Below are 20,548 nucleotides of genomic sequence, written 5' to 3' on the forward strand. Positions count from 1 at the left end.
AACAGAAATATGAAAGCTATCAAGTGAATTGGTCATTTACTACTGAAAAAGCTCGAACAAAAATGCAAAATAGATATAATGAAATTAATGTACAAAATTAAATTGCTACAACACTAGTAGATAATTGATAGGTAACGAAAACAGTAACCCCCGGCGGGCTTCCGTCGAGGGTTTATTTTTTTGGTTTCTGCAAGCGACTGCGGCCTATTTCTTCTCCAATAGCACCACATTCTCTACATGATGCGTGTGCGGAAACATATCGACGGGGCGAACCCTTGTTACTTCATATTTTTCATCCAACCATGCCAAATCCCGCGCCTGCGTGGCTGAGTTACAGTTACAGCTTACGTAAGCAATTTTTTGGGGCTTCATAGTAAGCAATATGCACAGTGAGGACTTTGGCAATTACGCAAACAAATCAAATCATCCATCATAATTTCGTTTTTTACGAATGCGTTGGCGTACTTATTCATAGGTCGTAACCATCGTCAAAAACACCGCTTTTTTGATTTTTGTCACCTCTTTAAATTTTAAATACCGAATATTCCCGCAGTTACTACACAGCCAACCAGCTTTGCCGATGGGGCGACCCGAGCCATGACGACTATTACAAGGCTTCCAGCCTCATTCATTATTAAGGCCGCAAGTGATAGTCGTCACGACTCAGCACCCTCCGTAAATCGGGTACGTATAAATTGGCAGGTACGGTTTACGTGAGCGGCCACACGACTTTGGATTTCAGGGATCATGTTTTTGAATTTACGCACAGTATAAACCATTTTTTACCCTTTTTTTATTGAAATAGCATATCCATGGTCAGAGAATTTTGAACAAGAGACATAGCGTGTTCATTTTGAACTAAACCAAAAGTTGTGATAAAAGTTAAGAAGATCGCTTTTGAAGTCCCCGAAGATTGCTTGAAAATAGCGATTTTAGTCCGTAAATCATCAGCATATTTTTTTTCAATAATGAACGGGTTTATGGAAAATTTCATTTCACAAATCGTAATAACGTGGTCACGGCGGTCAATCACAAGGTCAATTTGAGCTTTTTGGTTTTCATAACTGCCCAACCATGCAGAAGAAATAGTTTGGATACCACTAATGCCCAATGCTGTTTTGATTTGAGGCAGATGTAATAGACAAACTTGTTCAAAAGCATAGCCACTCCAAGCCCGAATTTCGGGCGTGTCAATGCCATTTAACCAAAAATTATCATCAAAAGGGCTGTTATTTTTAATAAATTTCAAGTAGAAAAGGGAATAAAAATCGGTCAATTGATAAATAGCGTTGTTCTTTGATTTACCAAAAGTATTGTATTTTCTGATGAAATTACTTTCTTCCAATTCTCTTAAAATGGTCGTAGATGTGCCACCGTTGGACAATTTGGCGGTTTTTAGTAAGATGTCACGTTCAAGTCCCATTGCTTTTTGGGCAAGGGCCTCAATGACAGCAATATGCTTATCCGCTTTTTTAAAAAGGGTGGCATATAGTTTTTGAAATTCATTACGCAACCTGCCCCTTTGCGTAAAACACAGGTCATTGATGTTTTGAGTGGCACTTTTGCGCGGGTCAATAAAATCCAAATAAAAAGGAATACCACCAAAAACCATGTAGAGTTGTAACATCTGGTAGCGGTCAAAGCCAGGTGATTTTTCTTTGAAAAAGGCTTCACATTCTGCCAAAGTAAAAGGTTCGAGTTGGATAGGATGCGTGACTCGATTGTACAAACCGCCTGTGTTATTGATGAGTTCGTTAATCATCCAAGACGCAGCCGAGCCGCAGACAATCAGAATAATATCGGTGCGTGCGCTTGCCCAACTGTTCCAAAAATGTTCCAATGCGGAAATAAACAAGGAGTTAGGCGTATCTAACCAAGGTAATTCATCAAAAAACAAGACTTTTTTGCCCGATTGAGGCAACATTTCAAGCGCACCTATTAATTGTTGAAAGGCTTGAAACCAATCTTTTGGAAGCGGATTATCCTCAAATTCTGGAAAATTTCTAACGAAAGCGGAATGGAAATTAGTTAGTTGATTGTCCGTTTCAACGTTCGCAATACCCATTAATTGAAAAGCGAATTCACCATTATAAAAAGAGCGAATTAAAAAAGTTTTACCAACCCTTCGCCGACCATAAACAGCCACAAAAGCAGACTTGTCAGCCTGTTGAATTGATTGCAAAAGTGTAACTTCTTCTTTTCTACCAATTATTTTAGCCATGTTAAACTCAATTTTACAGCGCAAATATATCTAAAATATCTTTTTTAGCTAAAAATATATTTATTTATCAGCTAAAAATATATTTAAAATTGAGTTATAGCTGTTAATTGAGTAAGACACGAATGACTAAAGCGGCTACCGCTTCTCCAGCAGAACCACATTCTCCACGTGATGTGTGTGCGGAAACATGTCAACGGGGCGTACTCTCGTAACTTCATATTTTTCATCCAACCAAGCCAAATCCCGCGCCTGCGTAGCTGAGTTACAGCTTACGTACACGATTTTGGTCGGTTCCAAAGCCAGCAATGTCCGCACGACCGGCTCATCCATCCCGGCGCGCGGCGGATCAGTAATCACGATATCGGGATAGCCGTTTTGCAGGACAAATTCTTCATTCAACACATTTTTCATATCACCGGCATAAAAGCGCGTGTTTTGAATGCCATTGATTTCTGAATTGACTTTGGCATCCTCAATCGCTTCCGCTACGTACTCCACTCCTATCACCGCTTTGGCCTGTCGTGCTACGAAATTGGCGATGGTTCCTGTGCCTGTATACAGGTCATATACGTGCTCATTACCCGTCAACTGCGCAAACTCCCGCGCTATCTTATACAATTCATACGCCTGTTCCGAATTGGTTTGATAGAATGATTTTGGGCCAACTCGAAAGATCAAACCTTCCATTTGTTCTTCGATGTACGGTTTACCAGCGTAAAGAATCGCCGTTTGGTCATAATACGAATCGTTGCCTTTGGTATTAATGATGTATTGTAAAGAAGTAATTTGCGGAAATGTTTCGGCCAGAAAAGCCATTACAGTATCAATTTCTTCCTGATTTGGTTCGGCAAATTGGACAATCACCATCACATCGCCCGTGTTGGCAGTGCGAATAATCAGGTTTCTCAGAAATCCGACATTGTGTTTTTGATCATAAAATCGAAAGCCCTGCTGTAAACAAAAAACACGTAGTCGGTTACGAATCTCGTTGGAAGGATCGGGTTGCAGATAACATTTTTCAATGTCCAAAATACGATCAAACCGTTTGGGGATGTGAAAACCCAGCGCATTACGTTCTAATTCTTCTCCCGTATTGAGTTCGTCAAGGGTGAACCAACGGAGGTTGGAAAAAGTATATTCCAGTTTATTCCGATAATAGGTAGTGCTTTTAGAAGGTAAAATCGGCTCAATAATCGGCAATTTTACTTTGGCGATACGCCGTAAATGATCGTTTACCTGTTGCCATTTAAATTGCAGCTGTTCCTCATACCCAATGTGTTGCCACTTACAACCGCCGCAGGTACCGAAATATTGACAAAAAGGTTCAGCACGTTTTTCCGAAAAGGAAAGAGTTTTAATAACACGGGCTTCGTAAAATTTCTTTTTCTTGAAAGATAAGATTTCAACGTCAACCATATCTCCGGGAGCTACATTGCCTTCCACAAAAACAACCGCCCCGTCGAGTCGGCCGATACACTTACCTTCAGAAGCAAAATCTTCAATCAGTAGATTTTCTACAACCTGTCTATTTTTTTTGTAATTTTTCATCCTTAAATTTAGTGGTTCCCCAAAAGTTATAAAGACAATTGGAAAATCGAAAAGTCATTAGATTATGATTTTTATATGTTTGGCAAAGCAACGAAAAAAAGCTTTGATGCGTAAAATAAATAGAGTAAAAAAATTTAGTGAAACGACAAAAGTACAACGAGAAGTCAAGCCCTAAAACCAAATGAAAAAAATTCTACTTCGCGCATTGTGGATTTTGATTACGTTACCGCTCCATAGTTGGGCGTCGCATATTGTGGGAGGCGAAATTGAGTTTTACCCAACCAACCGTTCTGCCAATCGGTTTTACATAGGCTTGAACTTTTATTTTGACCAAGCCAACGGGAGGCCCGCTGCTGAAACCCAAACAGTTACCCTTTATTTCTTTCGTAAATCAGATAACCAAAACATGGGGAGTGTAGAACTGCCCCAAACAGTTCGCCGACTTATTTCGTATACTAATCCTACCTGCGGAGCGCTCAATGCCGATTTACGTACCTTGCTTATCCGGTATTCGAGCGAAATTATCATCAATACCCAAAATTTTGACGACCCCAAAGGATATTATATTGTTTGGGAACGTTGCTGCCGCAATAACATTATTACCAACATTGTCAATCCGGCAGGCACCGGCGAAACTTTTTATATGGAATTTCCTGCTTTGGTTCAGGGGGGACAGCCTTATACTAATTCATCTCCCAAATTTGAGGAATTAAAAGGAGATTATATCTGCCTTAATCGCCCTTTTACCTTTGATTTCAGCGGTAAAGATGCTGATGGAGACAGTTTGGTGTATTCCCTTACCCGCCCTTGGGCCGGTTTTGCCACTACCGGCAATCCCGAGCCCATCGCTCGTGGCAGCAGTACCTATCCCGAAGTGGTATGGGCGGCCAGTATTTCTGACCAAAATATGATTCCCGGACCTCGCCCCCTGACCATCAACCGCAGAACAGGAGTTTTAAGCGTAACAGCCGGCCAAGCGGGTCTATACGTATTTGCGGTATTGGTGCAGGAATTCAGGAAAGGAGTCCGCATTGGAGCCGTCAGGCGCGAGTTTCAGCTCAAAGTGGTCGACTGTCCGCGTAACCTCGAACCCGTGGCTATGTACCGGGAAGCGGGCAAAAAAGCATTTTACACGCAGGGAGAAACCTTGCTGATAAAACGAGACCAATCCAAATGTTTGGATGTGATGATTACCGACGGTGACCCCAATCAACGACTCACCATTCGTACTGTGGGAGTGAATTTTGATGATAAAGGGGTTACTGCTAATCCTGTTACTTATGTTACTAAATCATCCACCGATACGCTCAAAGCTCAGATTTGTTTTGAACCTTGTGTAGAAAGCAAAAATAACCAACCGGTCATTGTCGAAGTGATTGTGAGTGACGACGGATGTCCGCAACCCCTCGTAGATACCCTTCGAATACGGGTAATCATTGAAGGTGCGCTTAATAACAACCCCGATGTCACAACTGATTTGGCCAACAACCGCGCTGCTATTCAGCAGGGCACCACCCTTAATTTTAAAGTCACCGGAATTGACAAAGACAATGATGACCTTATTTTGGAAGCCAAAGGAAGAGGTTTTACGCTGAGCCAAGTTGGGATGACATTCAATAATGCTACGGGAAAAGGCACTGTAACACAGCCTTTCACGTGGAGCCCTCCCTGCGCGGCTCTGGACAAAGAATACCTCGTGGATTTTATCGTGACCGATGTTGCCTGTAACCGGCAAGTCAAAGATACCGTCACGGTACGATTACAGGCTTCTCCCAAACCCAATAATAAACCCAAAGTTTCAACTAACCTGACCGCTACTCAACCCATTGATGTCCCGTTGCCATCGGCAGATGCCAGCAGTACCATCAGTTTTGATGTATATTCTGATGATGCCGACAAAGCCGACCAATTGCGACTTTATGCGCAGGGAAAAGGGTTTACGCTCTCTCAATATCAAATGAAATTTGACGAAAAAACGGGTGTACCACGCCTAACGTCGCGTTTTGAGTGGAAACCCACCTGTGCAGAATATGCAGCATTGGCAGGAAAAGAAGTGGTGGTCAATTTCATCACGGAAGACAACAGTTGCGGCCCCGTCAAAAATGACACATTGGCCGTTCGGCTACGAGTCGGCAACTTATCTACCACGGGAAATATTGAAAAAAATATCCCCAATGTCATTACTCCCAACAACGACGGCAAAAACGATTGTTTTTTCGTTGACGGCATCTCAAGCGCAGCGTGCGGCCCTCAATTTGAAAAAGCTGAAATTTACAACCGTTGGGGAAAATTGGTTTTTAGCTCTACCGACACAAAATTCAAATGGTGCGGGGATGGTGTTCCTGCAGGACAATATTTCTACGGACTCAAATTTACCAACCAAACCATCAAGGGCACCTTAACGGTCATCAAATAAAATCAGTACAATTCTAAAATCTTATCTACCAAAAGATCAGGCGAGAAATCGTGCGTTTCTTCGGGATAGAAATAATAGCGATTTTTCACCCCAAGCAGATTTAATTTTACTTTCAATAGTTCTCCCTGAATTTGAGGAACTATCAAATCCTTCCCCCCGCAAAAAAGGATAGTAGGAGGCGCGCTGCTTGTTAAGTTATAAATCGGGCTGGCGTTTCGATACTCTTCAAGTGCTTTGTCGATGGTGTTTCCAATCAACTGCTGAATCGGCTTTTCGAGCCCTCCCTCACGGAGCGTTTGTGATGTCAAATCGGTGGGAGCCACAATTCCCACGACACTTTTTATATCGTGGTTTGGGTCTTTCAAATAAGCATAGTCCAACGCCAAATGTCCCCCCGCACTTACGCCACCAATTACAAATTTCCCATCGGTGATATTGTAAAGACTTATATTTTGTCGCAAATAATCAATTAACAACTGAATATCAGCCAATTGCTGTTCCAATCGAATCGTTGGAGTCGTTGCCAGACGGTAATTAATATTCACAATCGTCAAATTCTTCTTACTTTTTTGAAGTGCATCTACCGTCGGAGCCAAATACGATTTATCGCCTCCTGACCAAGCCCCGCCGTGTAATAAAATCAATACTTCCGAAGGTCGACCGCTGACACTGACGGGATAATGAATGTCAAAACGTTGCAATGCATCTTTTCCGTAAGATTCATTATAAATCCCTTTGTAGCTGCTGACTTCCTCATTAATAAGCGGTTTGATGTCGGAAAGATGGCAACCGGTCAACCCTACAACCAACAGACTTATACATAAAATCGTAAAAGCTCTCATCATTTCTTTCGATTCAAAAAACAATTATAACACTATTGCCCCATTAATGCCAAGCGTTTAACAAGAGTTTAATCTGTAAGCAGCATATCAATATACAGTTTATAGAACAGTTTCGGCTGAACGAATCTTAAAAAACCTGATTTCATTATAATTTCGACTAAGTTCTTAAAATAACCCTAAAGTTGTACAAAATTTTAAAAAGCAGCGCCCTTCCAAGGGATTGAACCTTGAAAGGGCGCTGCTATAAGAAACATTGTAAACTACAAACCGTGAACTGTAAACTTGCTACTTCCCCTTCTCCAAACGATCCGCTAAGAGCTTAATGAAATAGCCTCCTACGACCGAACGTGCCTGAAAACCAACTTGTTTGGCATTGGTGGTTTCGTGCCAATCACTGAGTGGCACTCGCGTTGGAGTTTCGTTGGCATACTTCCAAACGGGGTCAATAAATGCCTTGAAATCGGCATCAGAGTCTGCCATAGTTGCCGTCCATATAATCCAGTCGGACTTGGTGTAGGTCTTGCGGCTGTCGAGCGGGAGACCGTACTTTTGTTGCTTTTTGAGGTAAAATGCGATTTCTTTTTGGGCTGCTTCTTTCGGAAATACATTCAAACCGAGCAATTTATCCCATACGATGTTGTACTTCTGGCTCCAACTTCCTGGGGTTCTGTCGAATGTAAGGGCGTAGTGATCCCCATCGGCATCCATTTCCATCCAACGACGAGCCAAGGTGCGTGCCAACGTGAAATGTTCATCTGCCAACTTTTGTTCTTCCAATTGGGCGGCCATTTGAGCATAACAGGCAATGCCCACAATGGCCTTGGCCGACAAATTGGCATTACGAGCCAAGTGCCCCGCAAAGTCGTCAGTACAAAGCTGATTGGCCGGGTCAAAGCCGTCACGTTTCAAAAATTCCACCCATTTGGTGAGCACCGACCAGTGTTCCTTTGCAAAACTTGGATTTCCGTCCATTTTAACGGCTGCAGCTGTCAAAATCATCATATTTCCTGCTTCTTCTACGGGCATATCTTCCCCGTAGGTTTGGCCGTTGGCGAGCGGATACGTGCCTATATCGTGCGCAGGGAAGTCTTTTTTCCATCGTCCCGATTCGCTGTAATCAAAAATGAAGCGGAGCAAACCCTTCGCCAGTTCGTTGTTGTACAAAAGAAACATCGGCACTGAAGGATAGGTCACGTCCACCGTACCGATAGAACCGTTGGAAAAGTTCTCTTTTGATAAAAAGAATACTTCCCCTTTCGGACTTGCCACTATTTTGTGAGCAGAAATGGCCTGACGATAGGCTAATTGACACAGGTCTGCGTAGGCTTTGCCGCCTGATTTGGTGGCATCGTTATAAAGCTGTTTGTCGAAGGTCGTACTTTTTTGACGCAACCGCTGATAATCTCCCTCGGCCATTTGCAAGGTTTTGACCATCGTCATAGCCAGGTCGCGACGCCACCATCCTCTGAGATTTTGCCCAAAATACTGCACCGAATACAGATCATCATAGCCCAATAGCAGATGTTTTGAAGCAGTGTTACTCGACACATTCCCAAAATTCAACACCGTTGCCATCGCTAAGTCACCTGCTGCTCCCGATGTTTTTGCAGCAGCAGTGAGTTGTCCTTTCGTTTTAAATTCATCTTTCAGTTGATCAGGATGGCCGGTTACAATGCGATTGCCTGCCTCAGGAACAGCCAAATACGCATATCCCCAATCAATGCGAATGTTGTCGCCCTTTTTGCCTAACACAGCTTGTTCTTTGGTTCCGATTGACGTGTACACCAAATTTCCGTCCTGCTTGGTTTCAGCCACTACTTCCTGCGAGTGCGTATTGGTCGCTACCAGCGCAGACTCCCCAAAATACACCTGCACCGAGTGGGATTTGTTATCAAGCGAACGTGTTGAAAACGTCACATAACTTACGGGGCGAGCGACTACCTCCAGCTCGTCCAATAACAACGGAGACAAAAAATTAACCTTTAACTCTACCGGCCCCGCCGTAAAAACGTACTCGGCCTGAGTAGCCGTCACGGAGACTTTTGTTTGAGTGGCGGTTACTGCCTGAGCCGTAGGAACAACACTCATAATCCCTACATCTACCAACGACTTACCCACGGGGCTGATGCAATGTACCGCCAATACGTTACGTCCTTTGCGTAGCGCTTTTTGGGCCTCAGGCGAAAGCGGCGAATAGATGTATTCACCCGCACAGCACGGTTTGGTGAAAATACGCGTCCCGTTAAGATACACCGTTACATCGTCGTCGTTGACGAGCGTCAGCAACAGTTTTGCCGGATCCGTTTTGCCATCGTAGGTAAACTCGCGGCGAATAAAAATCCCGTCCTTGTCTATTTGCCCATTACGGAAAGGGGAACGCGACGCAGGAGAATCTCCAAAAGGCCCAGAGCCTGTTTTCCAACCCTGCGGCATAAAATCGGGTTGCTCCCAACCTACGGCCGGCTTGGTCGCGGTGTACAATGCCTCGTAAGGTTTGGTTTCGCCCGTGGGCAAGAGTGCTTGATATAACGTAGGAGGTGCTCCTAAAAATTGGTACGATTTTCCATCTACCCGCACAATGCCTTCGAGCGAATGCGGGCGGCCTGTCCAGTGCCGCGTAGGGCCTTCGGTCAGTTGGTCAGTGGTGCTCCAAATGCTGAAATAGGGGTCGTGAGTAATAAGCGGATAGGCGGGCGGGCGAAGTGTTTGAGCAAATAAAGCTGTCAGAGACAAATATAAACTCAAGACAAACAACGAAATCGTTGATTTGGTATACGACATAGGAATGGTAATTAGTGAACCGGTTTAGATAGGTTTGTTTATGGAAAAATACAATACACACAATAAAAAGGAGAGGCGAGGCCTGCTCTACCTCAAACTGCTCGCTCAATAGCCAATTTCAGACAAACAATTCATCTCTATCTTGAGGGTACTTTCCCACCGTTTTTTAGCGTCTTGCGACTGGTTTGGGCAGTATCGCGGCCAAAAGGCGACCATCAGCCTATGCAACCCGCCTTCAAACGACTCGGCTTTCCGGCATTGGTATTCTTTCCATAAGGCTTCCTTCTTACTTTTTTAAAAAATAACCCTACTTTTATCTATTTAACGTATACTTTTGCCGAAATTACCAGCTTTCTCACCAAAGATACAGATATTCATTTCTATGTTTACACTCACCGACAAAGTAGCCTTAGTGACAGGCGGCGCCAGTGGAATCGGACTGGCTATCAGTCAATTATTTGCCAAACAAGGGGCGTATGTACATATTTTGGAACTGAACACAGAATTGGCTCAAAGCGTAGCGGAAGAGCTTGTTGCTCAGGGGTTAAAGGCAGAAGCCCACGCAGTGGATGTTTCAAAGCAAGCCAATGTGGTGGAAGTCATTAACAAAATTGCGGAAAAACATCCTATCAATATTCTGGTCAATAATGCCGGTATTGCTCACATCGGCAAAGCGCACACTACCGCAGAAAGCGACTTTGACCGCATTATCAACGTGAATGTAAAAGGAATGTATAATTGCCTTTTTGCCACTATTCCTCACTTCTTGAACAATGGCAGCGGGGTGATTTTAAATACAGCCTCGGTTGCGGCAGCGGTGGGGATTCCCGATCGGTTCGCTTATACAACCAGCAAAGCGTCGGTGATAGGCATGACCTTGTCAGTGGCCAAAGATTACTTAGCCGATAACATTCGCTGCAACTGCCTCTCTCCTGCCCGCGTTCACACGCCGTTTGTGGATGGTTTTATTGCCAAAAACTATCCGGGAAAAGAAGAAGAAATGTTTGAAAAATTATCAAAAACCCAGCCCATCGGGCGCATGGCCAAGCCTGCTGAGATTGCCGCTTTGGCCTTGTATCTGTGCTCAGACGAAGCCAGCTTTATTACGGGTTGTGATTATCTGATTGATGGCGGATTTGTAAAATTGAATAACTAATAGGTAACGGAAAAATTGGGGAGCGGGCGTTTTATATCGAGCATTGGCAGTTGGGCATTTCGTCTGCGGGAGTATCGAATCTTGGCATTTACGATGATGCTCTCTCTCTCAGCTTGGGCCCAAACCGTTGACCTGCACAAGGTGGACTCGCTTTTTATGAATGGGAAGCAGGCAGAATCGGAGGTTTTGTATGAAAAATACTTGGCAACATTCACGAATAAAACGTTGGTGCCTCTCCCTATTTATTATAAACTGGCGCTTATCAACGAGAAAGAAAACGACTATGCCCGTGCGTTGTATTATCTGAGCATGATTTATAATCGTCAGCCACGCCAAAATATTCTTAACAAAATCACGGAAATCGCCGCCAATCATAATCTTACCGGTTACGAAGTAGATGATTTTAGCTTTGTGTTTCTTTTCTTTCGTAAATACTCTCTCTATTTTACGTTGTTTCTATTGGTGGTAGGTATTTACGCTTTCGGTGTTCTGGTTCAGAAAAAAAGGCATAACGAATCCATCCGTAGCCGACACAAATGGGTTGTTATTGTTTATTTGATTGCTTTGATTTTGCTGCTTAACCTGCCTGACTCTTACCAAATTGCCATTATTAATAAAAGTCCGACTCACCTCCGGGAAGTTCCTTCTTCGGCAGCTCCCGTTAAATGGTCCATTGCGAAGGGAAATAAAGTAACGGTCATTGGAGAACAGGATGAATGGCTCCGTATTTGGTGGGAGCAACAGCCGCTTTACGTTCGTAAACTGGACGTCTGGGCGGTGCGGTAAAGGATTTTTTCTGTGAAATATATTGTATTTTTTGAGATAAAACGATATTATTGCATATTCAAACAAAATAAATCAGCAAATCCCATGAAAAAACTGACGCAAGCTTTACCACTTTTTGTCGCCCTGTTCACGGTAGGCGTTATGGTTGGTTGCAGCGACAAAGGTCCGCACACAAATCCAGAAGTTAAATTTGAAGCTACTTTGAACGGTGCCAATGAAGTGCCTGCCGTTACCAGCAGTGCCACAGGGAGAATGGATGGAACTTATAATAAAGATACCAAGACCCTTAATTATACAATTACCCATTCCGGTCTTACTCCTATTGCTGGTCACTTCCACAGCGGCCAGAGCTTCGAAGCAGGTCCTGTTGTCTTTAATTTTGGAACAGCATTAACTTCTCCAATTTCGGGAACTTGGACACTTAACCAACAGCAGGAAAACCTTCTGTTTGCGGGCTTGCTTTACGCGAACCTTCATACAGCAACCAATAGAGGTGGCGAAATTCGCGGACAAGTCAACATGTCGGATTTTGTTGCTTGGAAGGCCAGTCGGAAATAACAAAACGTTTACTTTACGAATAAAAAAAGCTGCCCAAGAGCAGCTTTTTTTATTTCTGATCTGTTCGATTTTTAATAAAATAAAAGAAGCGCGACAATTGCCGCGCTTCTTTTATTTTATTAAAATGTGAACAACTAATTTCCTGCCACTTGAGCACGGATAATATTGAGGGCAGCCCCTGCTTTAAACCACTCAATTTGTTGTTCGTTATACGTATGATTAACAACTACTTCGTCCTTTGTACCATCTTCGTGGTTAAATACCAACGTCAATGGTTTGCCCGGAGCGAATTCAGTCAATCCTAAAATATCAACCGTATCGTCTTCCTGAATTTTATCATAGTCGGCTTTATCTGCGAAAGTTAAGCCCAACATTCCCTGTTTTTTCAGGTTGGTTTCGTGAATACGGGCAAATGATTTCACCAATACAGCCCGTACACCCAAGTGACGCGGCTCCATCGCAGCGTGTTCGCGTGAAGAACCTTCACCGTAGTTTTCATCACCTACTACAATTGACCCCATTCCTGCCGCTTTATAAGCACGCTGAGTTGCTGGTACAGGACCGTATTCACCCGTCAATTGATTTTTAACGTTATCGGTTTTTTCGTTAAAATAATTGACAGCACCGATTAACAGGTTATTGGAGATATTATCCAAGTGGCCACGGTATTTCAACCAAGGACCCGCCATTGAAATGTGGTCAGTAGTACATTTTCCTTTGGCTTTAATCAGGACTTTCAACCCTTTCAAATCTGTACCTTCCCAAGCCGCAAATGGATCCAGCAATTGAAGACGGTTAGAAGTAGGAGAAACCGCTACCTGAATTCCGCTGCCATCTTGGGCAGGGGCTTGATAACCGGCATCATCTACGTCAAAACCGCGTGGTGGCAATTCGTCACCGGTAGGTTCATCCAACATCACGGATTCACCGGCTTCATTGATCAATGAGTCTGTAATCGGATTGAAGGTTAAATCACCGGCAATCGCTAATGCAGTTACTAATTCAGGTGAACCTACAAACGCCAATGTATTTGGGTTACCATCGGCACGCTTGGCAAAGTTACGGTTGAAAGAGTGAACAATGGTGTTACGTTCCTGTTTTTCAGCACCCATGCGCGCCCACATACCGATGCAAGGCCCGCAGGCATTGGCAAATACTTTACCGCCAATTTGGTCGAACGTAGCCAAAAATCCGTCGCGCTCAATGGTAAAACGTACCTGCTCAGAGCCCGGTGTAATGGTAAATTCTGCTTTGGTTTTGAGATTTTTAGCAGCTACCTGTCTTGCCAATGAAGCAGAACGGGCGATGTCTTCGTAGGAAGAGTTGGTACAAGAACCAATCAAACCTACTTCAATTTTGGTAGGCCATCCGTTAGCTGCTGCCGCTTCTTTCATTTTAGAGATTGGCGTAGCCAAGTCAGGAGTAAAGGGTCCGTTCAAATGCGGCTCCAACTCCGAAAGATTGATCTCGATTACTTGGTCAAAGTATTTTTCCGGTTCGTCATACACTCCGGCATCGGCCGTAAGGTGTTCTTTTACGGTATTGGCAATATCCGCAACGGCATCGCGTCCGGTTGAGCGCAGGTAACGTTCCATGGATTCGTCATAGGCAAACGTCGAAGTAGTAGCTCCAATTTCTGCACCCATGTTACAAATCGTACCTTTACCCGTACACGACATAGAAGTAGCACCTTCTCCGAAATATTCTACAATAGCACCGGTTCCACCTTTTACGGTCAGGATACCTGCCACTTTCAGAATAACGTCTTTAGGGGAAGTCCAGCCACTCAATTTACCGGTCAGTTTTATACCTATTAATTTAGGAAATTTAAGCTCCCAAGGCAGACCTGCCATTACATCGCAGGCATCAGCACCGCCGACACCGATGGCAATCATTCCCAAACCACCGGCATTTACGGTGTGAGAGTCCGTACCAATCATCATTCCACCAGGAAATGCGTAGTTTTCCAACACCACTTGGTGAATAATACCGGCACCCGGTTTCCAGAATCCTATACCATATTTATTTGAAACAGATGCTAAGAAATCGTACACTTCTTGATTTTCAACGACTGCTTTTCCTAAATCTTCTGCCGAACCAACTTGTGCCGTAATCAGGTGATCGCAGTGTACTGTAGAAGGAACAGCCACTTTGGGACGCCCCGCCTGCATAAATTGCAATAAAGCCATCTGAGCAGTAGCATCCTGCATAGCAACGCGGTCCGGGCCAAAGTCAACGTATGATTTTCCACGCCCATACACCTCAGTTGAATCTCCCTGCGTAAGGTGAGCATACAGGATTTTTTCTGTGTAGGTAAGGGGACGTCCTACTACTTTACGAGCAGCCTCTACTCGTTCGCCGAGTTTAGCATAGAGGCCCTTCATCATATCTAAATCAAATAACGCCATAGTATATTTAATTGGATGAGTTAATTTTCAGGCATAAAACTACAAACTGTAGAGCAAAATACCCGAAAAATCTTGCTAAATAGTTGTAGAAAGTCTTCTCATTGGCTGCTGATTAAAAAAATGCCCTTCTTGGTGTGCTGTTAATCCTGCGTATAGAGGTTTTAGCAACTGGCATTTGACCTATTTTAGGGAAAAAGCGGGAAGAATTACAAAAAAACAAAACCCATTCCTATCTTTACTCACTTGATTCAATCAACTATTAACCCTCATTCGAGACCTGACACACTTCATGGAACGTTTTACTGGACTTATTGGCGTTGTTTTAATTTTAGGCATTGCTTATGCCATGTCTAACAACCGAAAAGCTATCAATTACCGCACCGTTGGTGTAGGCTTGGCCCTTCAATTTGGCTTGGCCGTTTTTATTTTAAAAACCACTATCGGTCAAAACATATTTAACTGGCTCGGAAAGGCGGTACAAAAAACCCTCAGTTTTTCGGACCAAGGTGCCGAATTTGTATTCAGTCCGCTGGTAAAACCGTCCATTTTGAACAAAGCATTTGGCGCAGGCAATGATTTTATTTTCTTTTTTACCATTATTCCTACCATCATTTTTGTAGCCGTGTTGGTCAATATGCTGTACCACATCGGTCTTATGCAACGCATTGTGGCGGTATTGGCAAAGTTGATGAAATGGCTGATGGGTGTAAGCGGTGCCGAAGCCTTATCCAATGTCGCTTCTGCTTTTGTAGGACAGGTAGAAGCGCAAATCATGGTTAAACCTTATTTAAAAGGCATGACAAATTCTGAATTGTTGGCTTCGATGACGGGGAGTTTTGCCTGTATTGCGGGTGGAGTGATGGCCACTTATATTAAATTGGGCGTCCCCGCTCCTTATCTGATTGCGGCCAGTTTGATGGCTGCGCCGGGAGCTTTAGTCATTGCAAAAATCGTTTTTCCCGAAACACAAACCTCTGAGACAAAAGGTGTTGTAAAATTGGAAATCAAAAAAGCACACGCAAATTTACTAGATGCCATTGCGGCCGGTGCCAGTGAAGGTCTCAAAGTAGGTTTCAACGTAATTGCCATGTTGATTGGATTTATCGCCCTGATTGGGCTTTTAGATTATTGTCTGGGCAAAGCAGGCGGACTTTTCGCTTTTCCTCAACTAAGCTTAAATCTTATCTTAGGAAAAGTTTTCTCTGTCTTTGCGTGGGCAATGGGCGTTCCTTCTAAAGATATAGAGGCGGCAGGCTCATTGATGGGCACCAAAATGGTTATCAACGAATTTGTAGCCTATCTGGATATGGTAAAAATCAAAGGAGCACTTGACCCCAAAACCATTGCTATTGCCAGTTTTGCGTTGTGCGGCTTCGCCAATTTCAGTTCCATTGCCATTCAGGTGGGCGGTATCAGCGAATTAGCACCCAATCGTCGCTCTGATTTAGCACGTCTGGGTTTCAAAGCCTTGGTTTGCGGCACGTTGGCTTCGTATATGTCCGCTACTATCGCGGGATTGTTATTTTAAAAAAGTCTCGCCCCGAAGAGGCTTCAATCTAAAAAACTCTCCTTCGGGGTAGGGGGCTTTCAAAAATCAGTTATGGAACGTTCGCGCATTGGTGGGCGGCTGTTGATTGGCATTATCATGGCTGTCGTAGCGTTAATTGGGTATTTCAGCAAAACGCAGGTAAACCCAGTTACTGGTAAATCGCAACAGGTAAACCTGACTCCCGAGGAAGAAGTAGCCTTGGGATTGCAAAGTGCTCCCCAAATGGCGGCTGAATACGGCGGGCTATATGGGGATGAAAAAGTCCAATTTTTGGTCAAAAAAGTAGGACAAGGGATTGTCCAAAATACAGAAGCTAAAAACTCCCCCTATCAATTTGATTTTCACGTTTTGGCAGACCCCGAGACCATCAATGCCTTTGCCGTTCCCGGCGGTCAGGTTTTTATTACTATGGGATTACTCAAACGTTTAAAAACGGAAGATCAATTAGCCGGCGTCTTAGGACATGAAATCGGCCATGTGGTAGGCCGGCATTCCGCCCAACAAATGGCCAAGCAGGAGTTGGTAGGTGGTTTGGCAGGGGCTGCTTCGGTAGCCGTATCAGATCCTAACTCACCCGGCGGCAGTGCTTATATTGCGCAGTACGTAGCCAATTTGATGAACCTAAAATACGGCCGCGATGATGAACTTGAAGCCGATGATTTTGGCGTAAAATACATGATTCAGGCGGGGCGCGACCCGGAAGCCATGGTACAGGTAATGAAGATTTTGGCCGAAGCAGGCGGTCCGGATCGACCTGCGGAATTTCAAAGTACTCACCCCAACCCCGAAAATCGAATTGTAAAAATCAAAGAAGCGATGGCTAAATATAGAAACCAATAAAGGCTTTTTTCATTCAAAATAACAGAAATTTCATCAACAGACAACCCCTTAAAAATCAAATGAAACACATCATTCTCGTTTGTCTACTTTATTTTTTCAGTTTATCCGGTTGGGCACAATTCAACCGGGGTGTTCAATGGACAAAAGACGGAGACGGCTACTTACGACTGGAAAACAAAGAAATCGTTCAATACAGTTTGCCTGACGGACAAAAAAAAGTTGTAGTTACAGCAGCTCAATTAACCCCTGCCGGTCAAGCAAGCTCATTGAATGTAAGAAGTTATTCTTTTTCAGAAGACGGCCGTAAAGTACTGATTTATACCAATACTCAGCGCGTTTGGCGTTATGACACACGCGGTGAGTATTGGGTACTGGATTTGGATAAAAACACGTTAACTCAATTAGGAAAAGGTCGCCCTGCGTCCTCGTTGATGTTTGCCAAACTATCGCCCGACAACAAGAAAGCAGCGTATGTAAGCGAACGTAATGTGTACTCAGAAGACCTTGCTTCCGGCAAAATAACGCCCCTGACCAAAGACGGAACTACACGGCTTATCAATGGCACGTTCGACTGGGTGTATGAAGAAGAATTTGATTGCCGCGACGGTTTTCGTTGGAGTCCGGACAGCAAAAACATTGCGTATTGGCAAATAGATGCGACCAAAATTCGTAATTTTTTGATGATCAACAACACGGATTCTACCTATGCTTTCAACGTGCCGGTAGAATATCCGAAAGTAGGCGAACGTCCTTCTCCGTATAAAATCGGCGTAGTAAGTGCCAACGGCGGCGAAACCAAATGGATGAATACTCCCGGTGACCCAGGCAATACCTACATTCCGCGCATGGAATGGGGCAATGCCAATGAGTTGATCATGCAGCAACTCAACCGTAAACAAAACGAATCTAAAATCCTGTCGGCTGACATTAAAACGGGTCGAACCACTGAATTTTATACGGACAAAGACGACGCTTGGGTGGAAACCAAAAGCAGTTATTCGTGGAGCGAAACTCCCGAAGGCTGGGATTTTCTGAGCAGCGGAAAGGAATTTTTGTGGATGAGTGAAAAAGACGGCTGGCGGCACCTGTACCGCGTAGCCCGCGACGGAAAAAGCGAAAAATGCATCACTTCGGGAGAGTACGACATTATTTCGGTGGTGTTGGTGGATGAGAAAAACAACCAACTCTATTTCATGGCTTCGCCCGACAACGCTACTCAAAGTTATCTTTACAGCGTGCCTTTGAACGGAAGCCGAAAGGCAGAACGGCTCTCTCCTGCTGCTCAGCAAGGTTCTCATCGCTATGACATCTCTCCGAACGCACTTTGGGCTTCGCACTCGTTTTCGAATGCCAATACTCCGCCCATGAACGAATGGTTGAAATTGCCGGAACATAAAGCCATAAAAGAAGCCGACGATATTTCTAAAAAATTAGCGGTTCAATCTGCCTCCGCCAAGAAAGTGGAATTCTTTAAAGTGAAAACCGAAGATGGCATTGAACTGGACGGATGGATGGTAAAACCTACCAACTTCGACCCCACTAAAAAATACCCTATCGTTTTCACGGTCTATGGTGAACCCGCAAGTGCCACGGTAAAAGACAGTTGGGGTACAGGCCGTAATGGTCTTTACGTAGGAGACATGGCCAAAGACGGCTATATTTATGCCTCAGTAGACAATCGCGGTACACCATCTCCGCGCGGACGGGCTTGGCGGAAGTCTATTTACCGTAAAATAGGCATTGTCAATATCCGGGATATGGCGATGGGTGCGAAAGCCCTATTTGAGCAAAATTCGTTCATTGATACAAGTCGCGTAGCGGTACACGGTTGGAGTGGTGGCGGTTCATCTACGCTTAATTTGCTGTTTCAATACCCTTCCCTTTTCAAAACGGGAATTGCGGTAGCGGCCGTGGCTGACCAATTAAGTTACGACAATATCTATCAGGAACGATATATGGGAATTCCGCAGGAAAACCGCGAAGATTTTGTGGCAGGTTCTCCTATCACACACGCTAAAAAATTGCAGTCCAACCAAAATCTTCTCTACATTCACGGTACCGGCGACGATAACGTGCATTACCAAAATGCTGAAAAATTGGTCAATGAACTGATAAAATACAACAAACAGTTTCAGTTCATGCCTTATCCAAACCGTTCCCACGGCATCTACGAAGGAGAAGGAACGTCTAAACATTTAAATACGATGTTTACCAAATACCTGAAAGAACATTGCCCGCCGGGCGGCAAATAATTCGTTTGCAACACCTTTGTTTTAAAAACCCCGAAAGCGTCAACTACTTTCGGGGTTTTTAATAGTTTTACAGGAAAAACCGAAACACAGTATGGGACTACCACAATATCAACACAGACTGACCATCGAAGAATACCTTGCCTTAGAGAAAGAAACGGATAATAAGTACGAATATCACGATGGGGAGGTCTATGCAATGGCAGGGGGAACACCTACCCATAGCCTCATTGCCAATAACGCAGGAACAGTACTAAGTATCTCATTAAAGGGCAGACGCTGTTTTACGTACAACAGCGATTTGCGCGTTGCGACTTCCCGAAACAAATACGTCTATCCTGATGTATCGGTTGTATGTGGAAAAGTGACCTCTTTTGAAGAGTTAAAAAATGCCGCAAATAATCCTGTCCTAATTGTAGAAGTACTTTCGGGTGAAACGGAGGCCTACGACCGAGGTGGAAAATTTATGCGTTATCGCATGATTGAGTCATTTCGAGAATATGTACTCATTTCCCAACAGCTTCCATTTGTGGAAGTCTTTTTTTTACAAAAACGACATGGCTGTGTGGGAATACAGAGCCTATACCAACCTGAAAGAAAGTATTCAATTACATTCCATAGAGGCAGAAATTTCAATGGCAGATATTTACGTTGACGTAGATTTTATGCCTTTTGACGAAGAAAATTGGCGGCCTTTATAATTCTTTCAGTACGATTCCGGATAAGTAATATTTGGTTATCAGCGCAAAAAACAGCCATTTAATTTGTTGATAAATTCCAGTTTAGGACTCCTCTTACTACTTAATACCAAAATCTAAATACTGCTTATGCTGCATACACTTATTATCGGAGCAGGACCTTTCGGGCTCACATTGGCAGCCCATCTCAAACAAACCGCCATTGACCATTTAGTAGTTGGAAAACCCATGGAATTTTGGGAGAAAAATATGCGCTAGGGTATGTTTCTGCGTTCCAGAAGTGATTGGCATCTCGACGTAAACGGGGTATATACAATGGAGACTTTTATTGAGCAACGCGGACTTACTATAAAAGAAGTTGAACCCATTGCGTTAGATTTTTGGCAGTGCGCGCAAAGTAATGCTATAACAAAAAAATAGACAACTGGGGCAAATGCCTAACTTTGGAGTGACTAAACTCAAAGATTATGTACCTATTTTGCCCAAGTTGTCACAG

Annotated in this window: 14 protein-coding genes and 1 pseudogene; 9 read left to right on the forward strand and 6 right to left on the reverse strand. The window is 43.8% G+C overall.

The window, feature by feature from the left end:
- Window positions 1-204: 204 nt before the first annotated feature.
- The 3 genes and pseudogenes from Q0081_RS21105 to rlmD form a co-directional block, all read right to left on the reverse strand.
- A pseudogene (locus tag Q0081_RS21105) lies at window positions 205-381 on the reverse strand (23S rRNA (uracil-5-)-methyltransferase RumA); the annotation flags it as partial.
- A 412-nt stretch (window positions 382-793) separates the two neighbouring features.
- A complete protein-coding gene (locus tag Q0081_RS21110) occupies window positions 794-2,221 on the reverse strand; it encodes an ATP-binding protein (RefSeq protein WP_298358149.1) in 1,428 nt (475 codons plus the stop codon).
- Window positions 2,222-2,356: 135 nt separating this feature from the next.
- Window positions 2,357-3,769, reverse strand: coding sequence for a 23S rRNA (uracil(1939)-C(5))-methyltransferase RlmD (gene rlmD, locus Q0081_RS21115; protein ID WP_298358152.1), 1,413 nt, complete (start codon window positions 3,767-3,769; stop codon window positions 2,357-2,359).
- A 181-nt stretch (window positions 3,770-3,950) separates the two neighbouring features.
- Between rlmD and Q0081_RS21120 the strand changes: the two genes are divergently transcribed.
- Window positions 3,951-6,185: a gliding motility-associated C-terminal domain-containing protein gene (locus tag Q0081_RS21120; RefSeq protein ID WP_298358155.1), complete on the forward strand. Its 2,235-nt coding sequence runs from the start codon at window positions 3,951-3,953 to the stop codon at window positions 6,183-6,185.
- Between the two features lie 2 nt (window positions 6,186-6,187).
- Here the strand turns inward: Q0081_RS21120 and Q0081_RS21125 are convergent, their stop codons facing one another.
- Both Q0081_RS21125 and Q0081_RS21130 read right to left on the reverse strand, forming a co-directional pair.
- Window positions 6,188-7,030, reverse strand: coding sequence for an alpha/beta hydrolase (locus tag Q0081_RS21125; RefSeq protein WP_298358158.1), 843 nt, complete (start codon window positions 7,028-7,030; stop codon window positions 6,188-6,190).
- 282 nt (window positions 7,031-7,312) lie between these two features.
- Window positions 7,313-9,808, reverse strand: a complete 2,496-nt coding sequence (locus tag Q0081_RS21130) for a glutaminase family protein (RefSeq protein ID WP_298358161.1) — start codon at window positions 9,806-9,808, stop codon at window positions 7,313-7,315.
- Window positions 9,809-10,190: 382 nt separating this feature from the next.
- Here Q0081_RS21130 and Q0081_RS21135 point away from each other — a divergent pair, with 382 nt between their 5' ends.
- From Q0081_RS21135 to Q0081_RS21145, 3 genes are read left to right on the forward strand one after another with little or no spacing between them, the layout of a single operon-like run.
- Window positions 10,191-10,964 (forward strand): SDR family NAD(P)-dependent oxidoreductase, encoded by a 774-nt coding sequence (locus Q0081_RS21135; RefSeq protein WP_298358165.1) that lies wholly within the window; start codon window positions 10,191-10,193, stop codon window positions 10,962-10,964.
- A gap of 15 nt (window positions 10,965-10,979) precedes the next feature.
- A complete protein-coding gene (locus tag Q0081_RS21140) occupies window positions 10,980-11,750 on the forward strand; it encodes a hypothetical protein (protein ID WP_298358168.1) in 771 nt (256 codons plus the stop codon).
- 12 nt (window positions 11,751-11,762) lie between these two features.
- Window positions 11,763-12,308: a CHRD domain-containing protein gene (locus Q0081_RS21145; RefSeq protein WP_298358170.1), complete on the forward strand. Its 546-nt coding sequence runs from the start codon at window positions 11,763-11,765 to the stop codon at window positions 12,306-12,308.
- Between the two features lie 134 nt (window positions 12,309-12,442).
- Here the strand turns inward: Q0081_RS21145 and Q0081_RS21150 are convergent, their stop codons facing one another.
- Window positions 12,443-14,716, reverse strand: a complete 2,274-nt coding sequence (locus tag Q0081_RS21150) for an aconitate hydratase (protein ID WP_298358173.1) — start codon at window positions 14,714-14,716, stop codon at window positions 12,443-12,445.
- Window positions 14,717-15,005: 289 nt separating this feature from the next.
- Between Q0081_RS21150 and Q0081_RS21155 the strand changes: the two genes are divergently transcribed.
- The 5 genes from Q0081_RS21155 (at window position 15,006) to Q0081_RS21175 (ending at window position 20,310) form a co-directional block, all read left to right on the forward strand.
- Window positions 15,006-16,244 (forward strand): NupC/NupG family nucleoside CNT transporter, encoded by a 1,239-nt coding sequence (locus tag Q0081_RS21155; protein ID WP_298358176.1) that lies wholly within the window; start codon window positions 15,006-15,008, stop codon window positions 16,242-16,244.
- Between the two features lie 72 nt (window positions 16,245-16,316).
- On the forward strand, window positions 16,317-17,105 hold the full coding sequence (locus Q0081_RS21160; RefSeq protein WP_298358179.1) for a M48 family metalloprotease: 789 nt from the start codon (window positions 16,317-16,319) through the stop codon (window positions 17,103-17,105).
- A 59-nt stretch (window positions 17,106-17,164) separates the two neighbouring features.
- Window positions 17,165-19,357, forward strand: coding sequence for a DPP IV N-terminal domain-containing protein (locus Q0081_RS21165; protein ID WP_298358182.1), 2,193 nt, complete (start codon window positions 17,165-17,167; stop codon window positions 19,355-19,357).
- A gap of 91 nt (window positions 19,358-19,448) precedes the next feature.
- Window positions 19,449-20,009 carry a Uma2 family endonuclease gene (locus tag Q0081_RS21170; RefSeq protein WP_298358185.1) on the forward strand — a complete coding sequence of 187 codons (561 nt, stop codon included), beginning with the start codon at window positions 19,449-19,451 and terminating at the stop codon, window positions 20,007-20,009.
- Between the two features lie 172 nt (window positions 20,010-20,181).
- Window positions 20,182-20,310: an FAD-dependent monooxygenase gene (locus Q0081_RS21175; RefSeq protein ID WP_298358188.1), complete on the forward strand. Its 129-nt coding sequence runs from the start codon at window positions 20,182-20,184 to the stop codon at window positions 20,308-20,310.
- Window positions 20,311-20,548: the final 238 nt, after the last annotated feature.

It is taken from the genome of Runella sp. (genome assembly GCF_027484545.1).
GTDB lineage: Bacteria > Bacteroidota > Bacteroidia > Cytophagales > Spirosomataceae > Runella.